The 17050-nt window shown below is 70.3% G+C and carries 14 protein-coding genes and 1 tRNA gene; 10 read left to right on the forward strand and 5 right to left on the reverse strand.

Annotated features, from left to right (window positions below):
- Nucleotide 1: 1 nt before the first annotated feature.
- Genes VNF07_04445 through VNF07_04455 form a run of 3 tightly spaced genes read left to right on the forward strand, consistent with a single transcriptional unit; the run spans nucleotide 2 to nucleotide 1860 of the window.
- A complete protein-coding gene (locus VNF07_04445; protein HVB05483.1) occupies nucleotides 2-709 on the forward strand; it encodes an MBL fold metallo-hydrolase in 708 nt (235 codons plus the stop codon).
- 25 nt (nucleotides 710-734) lie between these two features.
- The gene (locus tag VNF07_04450) at nucleotides 735-1145 is read left to right on the forward strand and encodes a PPOX class F420-dependent oxidoreductase (GenBank protein HVB05484.1); all 411 of its coding nucleotides are present in this window, start codon (nucleotides 735-737) and stop codon (nucleotides 1143-1145) included.
- A gap of 43 nt (nucleotides 1146-1188) precedes the next feature.
- Nucleotides 1189-1860: a phosphatase PAP2 family protein gene (locus VNF07_04455; GenBank protein HVB05485.1), complete on the forward strand. Its 672-nt coding sequence runs from the start codon at nucleotides 1189-1191 to the stop codon at nucleotides 1858-1860.
- Nucleotides 1861-1926: 66 nt separating this feature from the next.
- On the opposite strand, the gene VNF07_04460 is transcribed toward VNF07_04455, so the two are convergent.
- Nucleotides 1927-2973: a hypothetical protein gene (locus VNF07_04460; GenBank protein HVB05486.1), complete on the reverse strand. Its 1047-nt coding sequence runs from the start codon at nucleotides 2971-2973 to the stop codon at nucleotides 1927-1929.
- Nucleotides 2974-3120: 147 nt separating this feature from the next.
- Here VNF07_04460 and VNF07_04465 point away from each other — a divergent pair, with 147 nt between their 5' ends.
- The 5 genes from VNF07_04465 (at nucleotide 3121) to VNF07_04485 (ending at nucleotide 10197) form a co-directional block, all read left to right on the forward strand.
- Nucleotides 3121-4053 (forward strand): DMT family transporter, encoded by a 933-nt coding sequence (locus tag VNF07_04465; protein ID HVB05487.1) that lies wholly within the window; start codon nucleotides 3121-3123, stop codon nucleotides 4051-4053.
- A gap of 48 nt (nucleotides 4054-4101) precedes the next feature.
- A complete protein-coding gene (locus VNF07_04470; GenBank protein HVB05488.1) occupies nucleotides 4102-5916 on the forward strand; it encodes a SpoIIE family protein phosphatase in 1815 nt (604 codons plus the stop codon).
- 168 nt (nucleotides 5917-6084) lie between these two features.
- Nucleotides 6085-7170: an alpha/beta hydrolase-fold protein gene (locus VNF07_04475; protein ID HVB05489.1), complete on the forward strand. Its 1086-nt coding sequence runs from the start codon at nucleotides 6085-6087 to the stop codon at nucleotides 7168-7170.
- Complete coding sequence (locus tag VNF07_04480) at nucleotides 7163-9373, forward strand: phosphatidylglycerol lysyltransferase domain-containing protein (protein ID HVB05490.1); 2211 nt, start codon at nucleotides 7163-7165, stop codon at nucleotides 9371-9373. The genes VNF07_04475 and VNF07_04480 overlap by 8 nt, the downstream gene beginning before the upstream one ends.
- Nucleotides 9370-10197, forward strand: a complete 828-nt coding sequence (locus tag VNF07_04485; protein HVB05491.1) for a hypothetical protein — start codon at nucleotides 9370-9372, stop codon at nucleotides 10195-10197. The genes VNF07_04480 and VNF07_04485 overlap by 4 nt, the downstream gene beginning before the upstream one ends.
- On the opposite strand, the gene VNF07_04490 is transcribed toward VNF07_04485, so the two are convergent.
- A complete protein-coding gene (locus tag VNF07_04490; protein HVB05492.1) occupies nucleotides 10186-10893 on the reverse strand; it encodes a hypothetical protein in 708 nt (235 codons plus the stop codon). The two genes, VNF07_04485 and VNF07_04490, sit on opposite strands and share 12 nt — an antisense overlap.
- A gap of 373 nt (nucleotides 10894-11266) precedes the next feature.
- On the opposite strand from VNF07_04490, the gene VNF07_04495 reads away from it, so the two are divergent.
- The gene (locus VNF07_04495) at nucleotides 11267-12724 is read left to right on the forward strand and encodes an ATP-binding protein (protein HVB05493.1); all 1458 of its coding nucleotides are present in this window, start codon (nucleotides 11267-11269) and stop codon (nucleotides 12722-12724) included.
- A 126-nt stretch (nucleotides 12725-12850) separates the two neighbouring features.
- Here VNF07_04495 and VNF07_04500 read toward each other — a convergent pair whose 3' ends face one another.
- Entirely contained in the window at nucleotides 12851-13360 is a 510-nt protein-coding gene (locus tag VNF07_04500; protein HVB05494.1) for a hypothetical protein, read from the reverse strand.
- Nucleotides 13361-13572: 212 nt separating this feature from the next.
- Between VNF07_04500 and VNF07_04505 the strand changes: the two genes are divergently transcribed.
- Nucleotides 13573-13645, forward strand: a tRNA-Arg gene (locus tag VNF07_04505).
- A gap of 1182 nt (nucleotides 13646-14827) precedes the next feature.
- On the opposite strand, the gene VNF07_04510 is transcribed toward VNF07_04505, so the two are convergent.
- On the reverse strand, nucleotides 14828-16201 hold the full coding sequence (locus VNF07_04510) for a hypothetical protein (protein ID HVB05495.1): 1374 nt from the start codon (nucleotides 16199-16201) through the stop codon (nucleotides 14828-14830).
- Nucleotides 16188-16985, reverse strand: a complete 798-nt coding sequence (locus tag VNF07_04515; GenBank protein ID HVB05496.1) for an ATP-binding cassette domain-containing protein — start codon at nucleotides 16983-16985, stop codon at nucleotides 16188-16190. The genes VNF07_04510 and VNF07_04515 overlap by 14 nt, the downstream gene beginning before the upstream one ends.
- Between the last annotated feature and the right edge of the window lie 65 nt (nucleotides 16986-17050).

Here is a 17050-nt window from a genome sequence, read left to right on the forward strand (position 1 = left end):
GATGGCGGCGCCCTTCGTCCGCCAGCTCCTCTCCGGAAGGGACTTCGCCACCGGCGACCGCGTCGCCGCCGCGATGCGCAACTACATCTACGTCGTCGGCGACGCCGACAGCCGCCGCGCCCTGCTCGTCGACCCCGCGTACGAGCCGCTCGAGCTCCTTGCCGCGTTGCGCGCCGAGGAGCTCACCCTCGACGGGGTGGTGCTCACGCACTACCACGCCGACCACGCGGGCGGCACCATCGGCGAGACGGCGATCAACGGCACCGCCGCGCTCCTCGAAGTGGTCGACGTGCCCGTCCACATCCAGCGCGCGGAGCGCCCGTGGGTGGAGCGCGGCGCCGGCCTCGGCGGCGAGAGCCTCGTCGACCACGACAGCGGCGACGAGCTCGCCGTCGGGGACGTGACCTTCCACCTCCTGCACACCCCCGGCCACACCCCCGGCAGCCAGTGCCTGCTCGTCGGGGACGACCTCGTCACCGGGGACACCCTTTTCCTCCGCGGCTGCGGCCGCACCGATCTGCCGGGCGGCGACCCCGAGGCGCTCTACGAGAGCCTGCTCGCTCGCCTCGCGCCGCTCGGCGACGAGACCGTGGTCCTCTGCGGCCACGCCTACGTCGACGCCCCCTCCGCGACCCTCGGCGAGCTCCGTCGTAGCAATCCCGTCCTCTTCCCGACCGAGAAGGAGCGCTGGCTCGCCCGCTTCTCGTGACGCGGACCAGCCGAAAAGGAGACCGATGGACACCGACACCGCCCTCGACTTCGTCGCCACCCACCACCACGCCGTGCTCGCCACCCGTCGACGCGACGGCGGCACCCAGCTGTCGCCGATCACCGTGGCCCTGAACGAGCAGCGGCACGTGGTCATCTCCACCCGCGAGACGGCGGTGAAGACGGCCAACCTGCGGCGCGAGCCGCGCGCCACGCTCTGCGTCCTGCAGGACGCCTTCTTCGGCGGGTTCGTCCAGCTCGAGGGGGAGGCGACCGTGCACTCCCTCCCCGAGGCGATGCCGGGCCTCGTCGCCTACTACCGTGCCGCCGCCGGCGAGCACCCCGACTGGGCCGAGTACGAGGAGTCGATGGCCCACGAGCGGCGGGTGCTCATCGAGATCGTCGTCGACCGCGTGGGCCCGAACGTCTCCGGTTGAGCCGCGCCGCCGCGGCCGCGCCGCCGCCCCGTAACCTCAGGTAATGCGGCATGCGGACCGACCCGGCCCGACCTCGCTCCTGCTCGGCCTGGAGCTCGCCTTCGGGGTGGCGCTCCTCGGCGCGGCGACCGTCGCGGGGCTCGTCTTCGTGCACCGTCCGGGGCTGAACCGCCTCGACGCCTTCGCCTACAACGCGCTCCCCCCCGACCAGGGCTCGCACGTGCTCCACGACATCGCCCTGCTCGGCTCGCTCGAGGCGCTGGTGATCGGGATCGGCATCGCGATCGCCACCTCGATTTGGCGGGACCTCGCCCGCACCGCCGCCTGCGCGGTCGGACCGCTCGTCGCGGTGCTGATCACCGAGCAGGTGGCCAAGCCCTTCGTCGGCCGCCCCGCCTACCTCGGCGGCTACTCCTACCCGTCGGGGACGGTGACCGCGGCCGCTGCGCTCGCCACCGTCTTCGTGCTCGCCTCGCCGAGGCTCTTCCGGCCGCTCGCCGTCGTGCTCGGCCTCGGCGCCATTGCCGCTGTCTCGGCGGCGGTGATCGCGATGCGCTGGCACTTCGCGACCGACACCTTCGGGGGCGCGTGCGTCGGCACCGGCTCGGTCTTCACCCTCGACGCGCTGTTCCACCTCCCCGGCAACCTCCGGACCCAGCTCCGCGAGAGCCGCGCCCGCTCGGCGAGCGAGGGGCACTTCCTGCAGCGGGTCTGAGCTGAGGACGACCTCCGCCCCGGCCTTGGACCGGCGCGGAGGTGTCAGAGGGGCGTCGCCCGCGACTCAGACGTGGTGGAACTCAGGCTTGAAGAGGTCCTCCACCTGCGGCCGCTCCTTGATGAAGCCCTGCTCGTGGGACATCTGGATCATGAACTCGAGCATCGGCCGGTTGTTCTCCATCCCGTAGGGGTAGGGGTCCTCGCCGACGATCGAGCGGGTCATCGCGAGGTACTCGGGGCCGAAGATCATCGCCGAGGGGACGTTCCCGACGAGGTCCCGCGCCGCCACGGTCTTCGCGTCGATGAGGCCGCGGTAGAGGTTGAAGGCGACCCACGGGTACTTCTCGTAGATGTCGCCGCGGATCGCGAAGAAGTGGTTGGCGGGGATGAAGCCGTGCGCCTCGAAGAAGCGCTTGCCCTCCGCGATGCGGTCCGGGAAGAGCGGCTTCACCTTGGAGGCGTCCCCGGTGGCCGGCGGGCGCATCGTCGCCCGGTCGACGAAGTTCCAGTTCATCGCGCCCGTCGTGTACTTGCCCTCCGAGACGCCGAGGCCGCCGCGCCCGCCCGGGCCGAGGTCGATCTCGTGGTCGAGGAGCATCTGGCGGAGCGTCTTCTCCTTGGGCACGCGGTGGAACTTGATCCCCTCCTGGGGGACGAACTCGGTCGCGCCGCCGTGCGAGAGCTCCTCGGTGCGCTCCATGTACCACTCGAGGTCGAACTGGGAGACGCCGAAGTCATGCTCGAGGATGCCGCGCGTCCACAGCGCCGAGGTCTGCTGGTACTCGCCGACCCCGATGCGCTTGCCGGCGAGGCCGGTCGGACCGGTGATCCCCGAGTCGACGTGGTAGTGGACGTTCGAGTGCATGAACATCCGGCTCGGGAAGGCGGGGATGGCGACCATGTCCGCGCCCTGGTCGTGGGCGATCAGGAAGGAGGAGATCGACATCTCGAAGAACTCGAACTGGTCGAAGCTCAACTGCCGCCAGAAGTGCTCGGAGGGGTGTGAGTGGGTGGGCACGATGTCGATGCCCTCCGCCTCGACCTCGGCGTTCAGGAGCGGCTCGACCCGTTCATTGACCCCGCCGACATAGGACAGCTGAAGTTTGGACAACTTCCCCTCCTTGGACGACCTGGGGGATCCAAAGAGGCGGACGCAGCTCCCCCGAGATGCGAAACGGCACGATGCCGGCGCGTCCGACAAGCTCATCGTAGTTCCGGCCCCCGTCGCGGGCCTCTTTGAAAGATCGGTGCAGGAACCTTGAGCGAGCTCGACGACGCGCCGGCGGGGGCCATCGGCCCGCCCCGCACGCGCCTCGCCGTCGTCCTCCTCGTGCTCGTCACCGCCGCCTGGGGGTCGACCTTCCTCCTCGTGAAGGACGTGATCGGCGAGATGCCGGCGATGCGCTTCCTCGCGCTGCGCTTCGTCCTCGCCGCGCTCGCCCTCGTCGTGCTGCGGCCGCGCGCGCTTTTCGCCCTCCCCCTGCCGCTCCTCGGTCGGGGGATGCTCCTCGGCGGCTTCCTCGCCGGTGGCTACGTCTTCCAGACCCTCGGCCTCGAGCACACCTCGGCCGCGGTCTCCGGCTTCGTCACCGGCCTCGCCGTCGTCTTCACCCCCCTCCTCGCCTGGCCGCTGCTCGGTCACCGCTGCGCGCCGAGCACCCTCGTCGCAGTGGCGGTCGCGACGAGCGGCCTCGCGGTGTTGTCCCTCCGGGGCGCACAGCTCGGCGTCGGCGAGCTGCTCACGGTGCTCGGCGCTCTCTGCTACGCGCTGCAGATCGTCGGACTCGGCGCCTGGGCCCGCGCCGGCGAGCTCTACCGCCTCACGGTGCTGCAGCTCCTCACCGTCGCGGTGATCTGCACCGCCGCCGCGCTCCCCGGGGGGCTCGCGCTGCCGAGCGGCGCGCTCTCCTGGTTCGGGGTCGTCGCCACCGCACTGTTGGCGACGGCGATCGCCTTCGTCGTGCAGAGCTGGGCGCAGTCCTTCATCTCACCGACGCGCGCGGCGATCATCTTCACCCTCGAGCCCGCCTTCGCCGGCCTCGTCGCCTACCTCGGCGGGGAGACCTTCGGCTGGCCGGTGCTCGTCGGCGGGGTGCTCGTCGTGACGGCGATGTTCCTCGCCGAGCTCGGCCCCGAGGTCGAGGCGCTCCCCGGTGGGGACGCCCGGGAGCGCCCCGCGGAGTGCCGGTAACCTGGTCTTCCTGTGACGGAGCGGCTTCCGCTGTACCTGGACCCGCGATTGACGGAGGAGATACGCGCCCGTCTCACGCCTGGGGAGTCGCTCGACGACTTCGTCCGGTCCGCGCTGCGGACACGCCTCGACAAGCCGGAGGGGGGCCACCGCGACGACCCCGAGTACCTGCGCGGGCTGCAGGCGATCACCGCCGCGCTGGCGAACGCGCGCGACCTCGAGGAGGTCTGCGACGTCATCCTCCGCGAGACCGGCGGCGCCGGGGAGCCCGCGATCTGGCGCCTCGAGAACGGCCGTCTGCTGCTCGTCGGTGGGAGCGAGCTCTCCCGGCAGTTCCCGGAGATCCCCCTCGACGACCGCTACCCGGCGCGGGCCAACCTCGCCTCGGGTGAGGCGCTGTTCGTCGAGGACCGCGACGAGCTGCTCGCCCGCTGGCCGATCCTCGAGTCGGCGCCGACGCACGCCTTCGCCGGCCTCCCGCTCGTCGTCGAGGGCCGCCGCCACGGGCTGATGGCGATCGGTTACACCGAGGACCACCCCTTCAGCCAGGGAGAGCGGAACTACCTGCGCTCGGTCGCCGAGCAGGCGGCGGTCGCGATCGAGCGTGCCGAGCTCCGCCAGGTGAGCGCTGAGGCCCAGACCCGCCGCGAGGTGATCGCCGAAGCGACCTTCGAGATGTCGGCGCCGCACAGCTCGGCCGAGGCCCTGCTGCAGCGCCTCGCCGACCTCGCGGTGCCGCGCTTCGCGGACTGGTCGATGGTCTACGTCCGACGCGGGGAGCGCTTCGAGCGCGTCGCCTCGGCGCGCAGCGCGGTGATCGGCGACGAGGCGGAGGCCTACTCCCGGGAGCGGCCGCTGCGCGAGATGCTCCTCGCCGCCGGCGCGCACGAGAACGAGGCATGGATCCTCACCACCGAACCGGGGGACGCGACACCCGGCGCGAGCGCGCTCCTCGAGCACCTCGGCCTCTCCTCGCTCATCTGCGTGCCCGTCAGCGCGAACGAGCACGCGAACGCGCTGATGCTCTTCGGCAGCGGCGCCGAGCGCGCCGTCTACCGCAACGCCGACCTCAGCCTCGCGAGCAGCCTCGCGGCGCGCGCCACGATCGCCCTCGACCACCACCGCACCGAGCAGGAACGCCGGGCCTTCGCGGAGACGATCACCCGCGCGATCCTCCCCGGCAGCTTCCCCGCCCTCCCGGGGCTCAGCTTCGGCGCCTGTTTCGAGCCCTCCGGCGAGGGCTCGGTGGGCGGTGACTGGTACGACGTCTTCGAACTGCGGGGGGGCGGCTACGCCGTGGTCGTCGGCGACGTCTCGGGCCACGGCGTCCAGGCCGCGGCGGCGATGGCGCGGCTGCGCAACGGCCTGTTCGCCTTCACGAGCGAGGGGCACGACCCGGCGACCGCGCTCGCGCGCCTCGCCCCTCTGCTCGCCGCCCCCGACTCCGACGAGGACGGCGACCTCATCGCGACCGTGCAGCTCACGACGCTCGACCCGGCGACGGGGGCGCTCGAGGTGGCGAACGCCGGCCACCCGCCGCCACTCATGGTGCGCGCCGGCGCGGCGACCTTCGGCCCCGGCGGTGGAACCGTCCTCGCGCCGACCTTCGAGCCGAGCATCGCCCAGTACTCGCTCACCCTCGAGCCCGGGGACCTCCTCGTCGCCTACACCGACGGCCTCGTCGAGCGGCCCGGCGAGGACTACGAAGAGTGCTTCCGCCGCATCGCCGATGCCGCCCTCGCGCTGAGCGCCATCGAGGACCTCGACGAGTTCTGCCGGCGTCTCGTCGAGTCGACCGCGCCGGCGGGAGGGCGGCGCGACGACTGCTGCGTGATCGCGCTGCGCCGCGACGGGCACGGCTGACGCCCCCGCCACCCCTTCGCCGTTGAGCCCCGCCCACCCGCCGGCGCGACACGGCCGGGCGCGTGGGCATCGTTGGTACGATCTGCGCGCCGGTGAGCAGCCCGCCCGGCGACCTGGCGGGCACCCCGCCCAGCAAAGCGCGGGCGGCAAAGGAACAATGGTCCGCCGGTGACGCGTGCTTCTGTCCTCGTCGCCGACCGTGGGGAGGAGGGAGCGGACTCGACCGAGCCGCCCACCTCATCGCGACTCGGCCACCGCCCGAAGGTGGTGCGCGCCTCGGTGGCGATCGTGCTCGGCGGTGTGTTCCTCGCGGCCGGTGCGGTCGGCCTCGTGCGCTACGTGCAGACCTTCTGGCTCTACCGAGGCTTCCCCCCTCCGGTGTCGGCGCGCTTCGTCACCGTCGGCAGCGGGGCGGCGCACCGGCGGGTCCCGGTCTACGCGGGGTCGCTGCGCACGGTCGCGGTCCCGAGCCCCGCCCTCGGCGGCCGCCGCATGCAGGTGCTCCTCTACCTGCCGCCCAACTACGCCGCGGACGCCGGCACCCGTTACCCGGTCCTGTATCTGCTGCACGGCGACCCCGGTTCGCCGGCGCAGTTCGTCAACGTCGGGGACGTCGCGACGACCTCCGACGACCTCCTCGCCGAGGGGCGGATCCGCCCGATGATCGTCGTGATGCCGAGCGGGAGCCCGAACTTCTTCACCGACGAGGAGTGGGCGAACTCAGTCCGGCCCCACTCGGACTGGGAGACCTACGTCGCGCACGACCTCGTCGCATACGTCACGGCCCACTACCGCACGATCGACAGCGGCTCGCAGCGGGGGCTCGGCGGGCCGTCCGAGGGCGGCTACGGCGCCTTCAACATCGGCTTCCACCACGTCGGCGAGTTCGACCTCATCGAGGCCTGGTCGCCCTACTACGTGGCGAGCACCGCACCGCAGTTCTTCGGCCAACGCAGGGCGCTCCTCGCCTACAACAGCCCGGCGGTCGAGGCGCCCGCCGTCGCCGCGGGGCTGCGGTCCCATGACGCCTACGTCTGGTACTACATCGGCGGCCACGACCGGAAGAACCAGTCGAGCTTCGCCTTCGCGCAGTCGCTACTCTCACGCCACGTCTCGGTGAAGTTCACGATCGACAGCGGCCGGCACACCTGGAAGTTGTGGCGCTCGCACATGTCCGAGGCGCTCGAGGCCGCCTCGGGCTACTTCCAGCATGGTGCGCCGCCCCCGAGCCCGCTCCCGCCGCGCGATGCCTGAACTGCTGCGCGCTCCGGCGCGCGTCGTGCTGATGGCGGTCGGCCTCATCGCCCTCTCGGGCGCCGTCGCCGGCTGGTGCTACCTGCTGCGGGCACCCACCGCGGGCTGGCCCGGGCCACGGTTCGCCGATGCGCTCCCCCTCGACGAGCTCCCGGGCCACGACGCCGTCCCGATGGTCGTCTTCGTCGGCGTGGTCGCGGTGGCCAGCCTCCTCGCCGGCTATCTGGCGCGCTCCCTCGGCTTCGACGGCTTTGCGATCGCGCTCGCGGTGGGGGCGGGGATCGGCGGCTTCCTCTACATCGCCTCCGCGATCTCGCTCTTCGTCGTGCGCCAGAGCTCCCTCGACGCCGCCTTCGACACCACCCGTGATCTGCCGCCCGTCTACGTCGCCGCGGTGCTCTTCGCCCTCGGCGTCGCGGTCATCGCGCGCCGCCCGAGCGGGGAGCAGTGGCTGACGCGCCTGCTCCCGGCCGCGGTCGGCCTGCTCGGCGTGATCGAAGTCCTCTCGGCGACGCTGCCGCGCTCGAGCGGCGAGGAGCACGCCCTCGGTGGCCTGCTCACCGGTTCCACCTCCCCGGTGACGCGCACCGTCGAGGTGATGATCGGCATCGTGCTCCTGCTCGCGGCGCGCGGCCTCGGGCGCAGGGGCCGGCGCGCCTTTGCCTTCGCGGCGGCGCTGATCGTCATCTCCCTCGGGGTGGGGACGGTGGTGGTGTCGTACCTCACCGCCGACAAGGACACCTTCAACGTCGCCTTCTTCTTGAGCGGGGCGCTCGTCCTCGTCGCCCTCGTCACCCGTCGTCAGGACTTCCCCTTCGCCGGCGATCCCACGACCCGCCTCGGCGGGGTGCTGCGCGCCGCGGGCCTCGCGCTCGCCGGCCTCTCCTACGGCGTCGTCGCGGTGATGCTCAACCGCGCCGCCGCGGGGCTGCGTGTTCACTTCCTCCCCGCGGTGCACGCCACGCTCTACGCCCTCGTCCTCGGCGCGCCGCCGAGCTCGGCGCTGCTCCCCGACGACTTCGGCGCCTGGTTCCCGTGGTCGCTGCGGGCGATCGTCGCCCTCGCCGTGATCTGGGGCACGGTGACGTGGTTCGCCCCCTGGCACCACCGCCCCGTCGAGGGGGCCGAGCGGCGCGAGCACGCCCATTCGCTCGTCGCCACCTTCGGCGGCGACACGCTCGCCCCCTTCACGCTGCGACGCGACAAGGCCCTCTACCTGCATCCCGAGGGGCCAGACGCCGCCGGCTCGGCGAGCACGCTCATCGCCTACCGGGTCGTGCGCGGCGTGGCGCTCGTCTCCGGCGACCCGATCGGGCCGCCGAGCGAGGCGGCGGCCGCGATCGCCGCCTTCCGCGCGATGTGCGCGGCGCACGGCTGGCGCTTCGCGCTGCTCGGCGCGAGCGACCGCCTCCTCGACACCTACCGGGCCGCCGGCCTGCGGCCCCTCTACCACGGCGACGAGGCAATCGTCGGGACCGCCGGCTTTTCGCTCGGGGGCGGGGAGATGAAGAGCGTACGCCAGGCCGTGCACCGCCTCGAGCGCAAGGGCTACCGGATCGAGATCCTCACCGCCGGCGAGCTCGGGGAGGCCGAGCGGGGCGAGCTCTCGGCGCTCGAGGAGCGCTGGCTCGGCGGCGCGAAGCGGAAGGGCTTCGTGATGGAGCTCGACGAGCTCTTCCGCCTCGACGGTGACGACGCCCTGTTCGTCATCGGACGCGACGGCGCCGGCGTCCTCGTCGGCTTCCTCGAGATCGCGGTCTGCCCGGCCAGCTCCTCGCTCTCGCTCTCCTCGATGCCGCGCGCCGAGGAGGCGCCGAACGGCCTCAACGCGGCGCTCATCGTGAGCGCTATCTCCTGGGCCGGGGAGCACGGCTTCGAGGCGCTCTCCCTCAACTTCTCCCCGGCGGCGCGCCTCCTCGACCGGGACGCCCGGCGAACGGGGCTGCGCCGCGTCGCCCGCCGCCTGGTGCTCGTCGCGAAGCGCCTCCTCGGCCTGCAGCTCGACAACCTGATGATGTTCAACCGCCACTTCGGCCCGCGCTGGCAGCCCCGCTACCTCGTCGTCGAGCGCCTGCGCCACCTCCCGAGGGTCCTCGTCTCGGCGATGGCCGCCGAGCGCTACCTGCCCTTCGCCGACCTGTTGCGGGGGAGGGACTGGCGGCGCGTCGAGGAGGCGGAGAGCCCCGAGCCCTCCCGGCGATGAGGCTCGCCGGCGGCCTCGTGCTGGCCCTCGCCTCCGCCGCCTGCTTCGCCGCCAGCTACGCCGGGCAGCACCATGCGGCGGCCGACCTCGAGCGGCTCCACCTCCGCCATCCGCTCGCCGCCGCCCGCCAGCTCCTCGGGGCACCCCTCTGGCTCCTCGGCTACCTCGCGAGCTGGGTCGGGTGGGGGCTCTACATCGCGGCGCTCGCGCTCGCGCCCCTCTCGCTCGTGCAGGCCGCCAACGCCGCGGCCATCGCCCTCCTCGTGCTCGCCGTGCGGCGGCGGGGTGCCGCGGGCGGTGGCCGCGGCGAGCGGTTCGGCGCGCTCGCGGCCGCGGCCGGTCTCGTGATGGTGCTCACCACGTTGCGCGAGGGCAACGAGCATGCCCCGAGCGTCGCCACCGTCGTCGTCCTCGTCGCCTGCTGCCTGGTGGCATTCGCGCTCGCGCTCGCGCTCGCGCCGCAGGGCTGGCGGGGGGTCGTGCTCGGCGCCGGCTCGGGGCTCAGCTACGGCGCCGGCGACGTCGCCACCAAGGCGGCCGTCCTCGGCCGGCCGCTCCTCGTCCCGCTCTTCCTCGGCTGCGCGGCGCTCGGCTTCGTGGCCCTGCAGCTCAGCTATCAGCGCACCGGGCTGCTGGCGAGCGCCGGCCTCTCGGCGCTGTGCACCAACGCGATCCCGATCGCCGCCGGCGCCGCCCTCTTCGGCGAGGCCCCGGCGGGCACGGCTGCGCTGGCTGTGCGCTGCGCGGGCTTCGCCGCGGTCGTCTGCGGGGCGATCGCGATCGCCGGTAGCGGCCGCCCCGCCGAGGTCGCCTCAGCCCGGTGAGCGAGCGCGCCGCGCCGCGACGAGCAGCGCCGGAACGGCGAAGCTGAGGACGCTCGACAGCGTGAGGAAGAGGTGCTGCAGGGTCACCGCGGGGCGCGTCGAGAAGTGGTTGGCGAGGAAGACGAGGCCGGTCCCGCTCCAGGCGAGGACGAGCGCCCCCCCGATGAGCAGCGTCGGCGGCGGCCCCGCTGCGGCCGCTCGCCGCAGCGCCGAGAGCGCGGCGACGAAGAGGGCGAACACGGCGAGGCCGGTGAGGACGTCGTCCACGTTCGGCCGTGAGAGGTCGGCGCCGCAGCCGGTGAGGTCGCTCTCCCCACAGCCGATCGGGAGCAGCGAATCGACCGCCGTGAGCAGGCCGAACAGGGCGTAGGCGGCGAGCGCGACGGGCGGCGGGCGGTCGCCGTCGCGTCTGCGGGCGAGGAGCAGGCCGCTCGCCAGCACGGTGGCCGCGCCGGTGACGCAGTCGAGGAGCGAGAAGAGCCAGGAATAGGGCTGACCGTGCGACCCGAGGTCGCTCGCGAGGCCCGACGAGGCGAGCGCGGGGTTGACGACCGAGCCCAGTGGCCAGGAGCAGTAGGCGAGCCCGCTCAGCAGGCCGAGGAGGAGGACGACCCAACCGAACAGCGGGCGCTCCGAGCCGGGGGACCCCCGCGCCACCGCGGGGCTGGTCGCGGTGAGCTCGCCGGTGTCGGGCATCGGGTCCGATCTTTCCCCACCACGCCCCCCCACGGCCATTGGGCGTGGCCGCCGCGCGAGGGGCGCCGAAGAAGAGGAACTACGGAGTAGGGCCCTCGCACCTTCGAGTTACTGCTCTCCCGGCGAGCCGGAGGTGATTTCTGAGCCCCGCTGCGCCCTCTGGCCAGCCACCTGGCAGCGACCCGCCGACGCCGTCCAGTCGTGAGGTCGAGGAATTTTCGTCGAGCGATCGGACCTGCTCCCGATGCGGCCATCTTATATTCTAACTTATTATAATCTAGCCTATAGAGTGCCGGGGTGGTTGCGGGTTCCCAGTGAGCCGGGGAAGTTCGCAATACCCCGGCTGATAATAATCCGGAATATAAGGAACACCATGACCGACGTCGGGATCTTTGAGTGGCCCCCCGTGGCGAGCTTCATCGATCGCGAGGAGCATCTCGCCCGGCTGGACGAGTGGTGGGGGGGTGCACAGGAGCTCCCCATCAACCTGCACGGTCGCCGCCGGACCGGGAAGTCGTGGCTCTTTCGACGCTTCGCGCATGGCAAGCCCGCCATCATCCTCGTCGCGCGCAAGGCGGCAGCGGGAAAGCAGCTCAAGGACTTCGCTGAACAGCTCGAAGGCGCCCTTGGCATCCGCCCCGACATCCCCGACGTCCCCACCCTGTTTCGCGTGCTCCTGCGTTCCGCGCGAGACCGACGCATCCTCGCGGTCATCGACGAGTTCCCATATCTCCTACCGCGCTCAAAAACCGACACGGATCGAGTGCTCAGCGCCATCGCCGCAGTGTTGGAAGACGAGCGCGACCACTCGCTCTTGAAACTCGTCCTCAGCGGATCGACGACCGCCGTGATGACTTCCCTCCAGCAAGAGAAGAACCCGATGTACGGCCGCCTCACCCCGCTCGTTCTCCGCCCGCTCGAGTACGAGAAGGCGACCGCGTTTCTAACCACGCTCGAGCCCATCGGGCGCTTTGAGCGTTACGCCATCAGCGGCGGCATGCCGAGGTACCTCTCGCTGCTTGGTGACGGTGACCTCCGAACGACCATTTGCCGCCGGATTCTTGACCAGAATGCTCCGCTCTTCAACGAGGTGCGCACTTCCATTGAGCAGGAACTCATCCAGTCCGGGACGTACTTCTCGATCCTCGAAATCCTGGCGGGCGGCGCCAAGGAGACGGCAGAAATTGCCGCCGCCATGCAAAGCAAACTCAGCGAGGTCACGAACTATCTCAGCACCCTTCATGACGTTGGGCTCGTGGAGCGAGAGAATCCGTTCGGCGCACTCGCCGGCTCGAAGTCGGGCCACTGGCGTTTGACGGATCCGTTTTTTGCCTTCTGGTTCCGGTTCGTCTATCCCTTCCAGGATTCGCTTGAGAGCGGGCTTCCGCCATTTGACCTGTTCGACTCCGAAGTCGCGCCGGCGCTTTCGCAACTTGTCTCGATCGTCTTCGAGGACTGGGCGCGTCGGTGGACGCGCATGCATCTCGGGCCGGTAGCGACGACAGTCGGTCGCTGGTGGGGCCGCTCGCTCGACTCACTCAGGAAGAGCGGAGAGCGCACGAGTGAGGAAATCGACATCGTGGGGGCTGCCCGCTCCAGAGTGAACGTCGTCGGAGAGGCAAAGTGGCGTGCAGGAGCAATGCGCGCCGACGTGGTCAAGGAGCTGGATGAATTCAAGATCCCAGCGCTCCGGCAAGCCGGATTCAAGGTTTCCGGCGAGCTGAAGATCGTGCTCATGTCGAAGAACGGATACGCACCCGGCCTCGAGCGGCTAGCGGAATCGGACGATCGCCTCATCCTCGTCGACGTCCCAGCCCAACTGGCGCCGTAGCGGCGGGAGATCCGGCTCCAGCTCCGGCGATCCTCGCGTGAGTTCGAACTCCATGGCCCGAATTGGCGAGCTGACCAGTGACGCTAGAGATCGATGAGCAACGGCGGGCGACCTGGACAGACAGGCTCAAGAGCATGAAGGTGTTAACCCGCGACTGGTTCGGCGCTCGGGGTGACGGCCGCGAGCACCAGGCCGAGTGGACGGAGCAATCTCGCGAGCGTGTCCTGGGTGGGGTTCGCGCGAACCGTACCGCTTCTTACGGCTCTTCCAGTAGGTGATGAAGCTCCCCTCGAGTAGAACGCCACGCGGACCGCGTTTCTGCCACGAGGCCGTTTCAGGGTGCAGGGAACGGAAGCGTGCGAGTTCCTTCTTGCCTGCCTTGATTTCACGGTCCTGTCGACGCTTCGAGTCGTCGGCCGCCTTGTCGTACCCCGCTATCAGCAGGATGATTTTGTCGCCGTAGGCGTAGCAGAACACCCTGAGCAAGATCTTGTCGTCGCCGGTAGCAGCTTCAATCTTCTCGGCAAGGTCGGGGCGGACCCTGTTCAGAATCTCCTTCTCGTCGTGCCGAAGGCGGAACTCAAACAGCCCCTTCCCGAGCTGCTTGCCGAACTCGGAACGCGAAGGCCCGGGCACCGGAGCTGCGACGCCAGCAGCCGCCGGGCACCCTGGCAGCAGCCTGACCTTCGACGCCCAGACGGGCGGTTAGGGCGCGCCCCGGCATCGGTCGATCCCCGATCGCGGCGCTCGCCAGGGCCCGGATCGTCCAAGGCCCGACCCGTAGACTGATGTTCAAGGCTAAAGCTGCACCTGGACAGGGTTTTCCTGAACGAATTCTGCAGCTTCCAGCCCTCGTAGCTCAGGGGAAAGAGCAGCGGTTTCCTAAACCGCGTGTCGCAGGTTCGAGTCCTGCCGGGGGCACTAGCCGTGATCTTTCACGGGGCCTCGTGAGCTGACCGGCGCGCATCCGCGGAAAGACCCTCCTTGCAGGGGAAACTGGAGTTGTCGAGAAACCAGTTACACCACAAGAAGGGCCACTTCCGAGATGGAAACTACCAGCGCGCGTCCCGTGATCGTGGAACCCGGTGGGAGCGGTGTCGTCGCAAACGTCGGGCTCCACGCTCTTTGTGCCTTTGCCGATCGTTTGCGGCTCGGAGCTGTGCTCTCGTCGGCGATCCCGAAACGGTCCGAACGGTTCGCGCTGCACGATCGCGGCAAGGTGCTCGTCCAGCTGATGGCGGTGATCGCCGGCGGTGGGGAGAGCTGCGCGGACATCGAGTACCTGCGCAGAGAGCCCTCGCTGTTCGGGTTTGTTCCGTCGGATTCGACCTCCTCTGCCTCGATGGGTCACTCGCCGCCGCACGACCGAAGACGGTCCGGTGGAGCTTCTTCCACGCTCCGGGACGCCTCGTCCGATCCGCGCGTCGCGAGATCGTGCGCGTGCTCGACGGCTGGCCCGACGCCGAGGCCCTGCTGTCCGCCTACAGACGGATCGCGCTCATCACCTGAGCGCCACCAAATCAAAGGATCGGCACCGCCCGGCTTCGCCACGCCCACAACCGGGTCAAAAACGGACGAGCAAGCGAAATGGCGGTCGGCCGGACCGAGAAGATCCCTCAATCACCGGAGCAGACGCGAACGACCGCCGGAACATGGCCGGAGGGCCTGCTCAGGAATTCTCGTGGCATCAGCGTAAGGCGACGTCTGGACCCAGCACCCTCGTCCGCAGCTTCCCGGCGCACTCTCGGGGCGGCATGCTTCGCCGGCGAGCGGACTCCCGGCTCACCGGGGCGGCGGTCATCGACGCGCCCGACGGCGGTGCCCCGCCTCCAGGCGCCCCTCGGCCGGCACGCCTGTGACGCCGCGAGGCGGCACCACAAGCGCCAGCACGGCGACAACCGCAGCCACCGCACCGGTCGTGATCATCACTGTCATCCCCGTCGTCATCGCTGCACTCCTCTACCGGTTCCACCGCGGCGTTCTGCCCGCCGGCTCCTCACCGGGACTCTTCCCGACGAGGGGTCGGGGGCGTAGGGCCGAACGTCACGAGATGAGTTCGATCGGACCGGTCGGTGGCCATGCGGGACTCTCCAAAGCGCTTGGTCAGCCCCGGCCCGAGGCGCTTAGCCGGCTGTGACGGCGCGACAGCGCGTCGATCGTCACGGCTGCCGTGAGGACCAGGCCCGTCACAATGAACTCCCACTCGACCTTCAGGCCGAGGAGATACATCCCGTTGTAGATACCGCCGATCACGAGGCCGCCGAGCACGCCGTGTGCTGCCTTACCGCGGCCGCCGAACAGGGAGGTGCCGCCGATGACGGCCGCCGCCACGGCGTACAGCACGAGCTGGCCACCGTTCACGTTGTTCGACATGCCGCCGAGATAGGACGCGTAGAGCAGCCCCGCAATGCCCCCGGTGACCGAGCACAGAACGAACGAGAGGGTACGGATGTTCTCAACGCTGATGCCCGCTCGGCGGGCCGCCTCGGGGTTCCCACCGATCGCGTAGACATACCGTCCAAAACGGGTCCGCTGGAGGACAAAGGTCCAGAGGCCGAGCACCCCGAGGACAATGAAGATCGCCCACGGCACGCCACGGATGGTCCCGACGACGGCGCGGTTGAGATTGCAGACCCAGACGACGCCGACGCCAATCGCGGCGAGGAGGCCGATCTTTAGGAGCGTGACCGCGACGGGCAGTGCCACGAGGCCGCTCCGCCGCCGACGGGCATCCCGGCGGTACATGGCCGCGCCCAGCACGAGAGCGAGGATCCCGAGCACTGCCCACCCCGCGGTCGGGCCGATGTGACCCCACATGAGGTTGTAGAGCGCTCGTAGGTTCGGCTTCGCTCCGGTCAGGCTTGGATATCCCGAGAAGGGCCCGAAGCCAAGGACGATCAGTAGCACGCCGTTGAAGACGAGCAGGCCACCGAGCGTCACGATGAACGACGGGAGGCGAAGGCGCGCGATCAACAGGCCCTGGATTGCCCCGATTGCTGCACAGCACAACAGCGCCACGGCAATCGCCGCGTACCACGGCCAGTTCGCGGTGCTCGGTTGCACCAGCTGAACGGCGATCGTCGCTCCGAGAGGACCGACGTAGCCGATCGAGAGGTCGATCTCGCCGAGCAGCAGAGCGAAGATCTCCGCCATCGCGAGAACCATGAAGACAGCGCTCTGCTGGAACAGGTTGACGACGTTGCCCGCCGAGAGGAAGACGTGGCCGGGACTGATCGTCTGGAAGACGATCACGATGGCGGCCAGCGCGACGAACACCGGCAACATGCCGCTCTCGCCACTGCGCACTCGGACCGCCTGTGCGCGCAGATATTCGCCGAGGGTCTGGGCGGTGATCTCAGGGGGAAGCAGGAGCGCGCTCGTCGGCGCCGCGGTCGGGTCCTCCGTCAGTGCCACCGCTGCGGCTGCCTCACCCGACGGGGCTCGCTGCTCCAGGGGTTCGCTGTCAACGTGCGTCACGGCCGGCCACCTCCTCTCGGCGCTGCGCGGCCTCGGTCGTCCCGAGCCGGCCGGTGGTCATGTACTCGATGACCTGTTGGCGGGTGAAGTCGGCGATGCTCGCCTCGAGCACCATCCGGCCGAGATAGAGGACGGCGATACGGTCCGCGACCTCGAACACATCGTTCAGGTTGTGCGAGATCAGCGCGACCGCCAATCCTCGGTCCCGCAGCCGACTGACGAGATCGAGAACCATTTCGGTCTGGGTCACGCCGAGCGCCGCGGTGGGCTCGTCCATAATGACGAGCTTGGAGTTCCACATCACCGCCTTGGCGACCGCGACCGACTGACGCTGTCCACCCGAAAGGGAACCCACCGGCTGGCGGATCGACTGGACGGTGGTGACCTTCAGCCCCGCGAGCGTCTGCGCGGCAAGGTGCTCCATCTCGTTCTCGTCGAGCAGGCCGAAGCGGAGCCGCTCGCGTCCGAGGAACATGTTCTGGACAATGTCGAGGTTGTCGGCGAGCGCCAGGTCCTGGTAAACGGTCTCGATCCCAAGCGCCGCAGCCTCGCGGGCGGAACGGATCCGCACCGGGCGGCCCTCGAAGAAGATCTGGCCACGATCGGACTCATGGGTACCGGCGATGCACTTGATGAGCACCGATTTCCCGGCTCCGTTATCGCCGCACAGGGCGGTCACGGTGCCGGCAGGCAGGTCGAGGCTCACGTCGGTCAGCGCCTGCACGGGGCCGAAGCTCTTGTAAAGGCCTCGCACCCTGAGGAGCGGTTCATCCGGGTTCAGCATGACGGGGGATCACTTTCTGCGCGAGTGGTGTGGACAGGGCCCGTCGGGCCGCCGCCGTAGGCGGC

This window comes from Acidimicrobiales bacterium, assembly GCA_035533595.1.
In the GTDB taxonomy this organism is placed as follows: domain Bacteria; phylum Actinomycetota; class Acidimicrobiia; order Acidimicrobiales; family Bog-793; genus DATLTN01.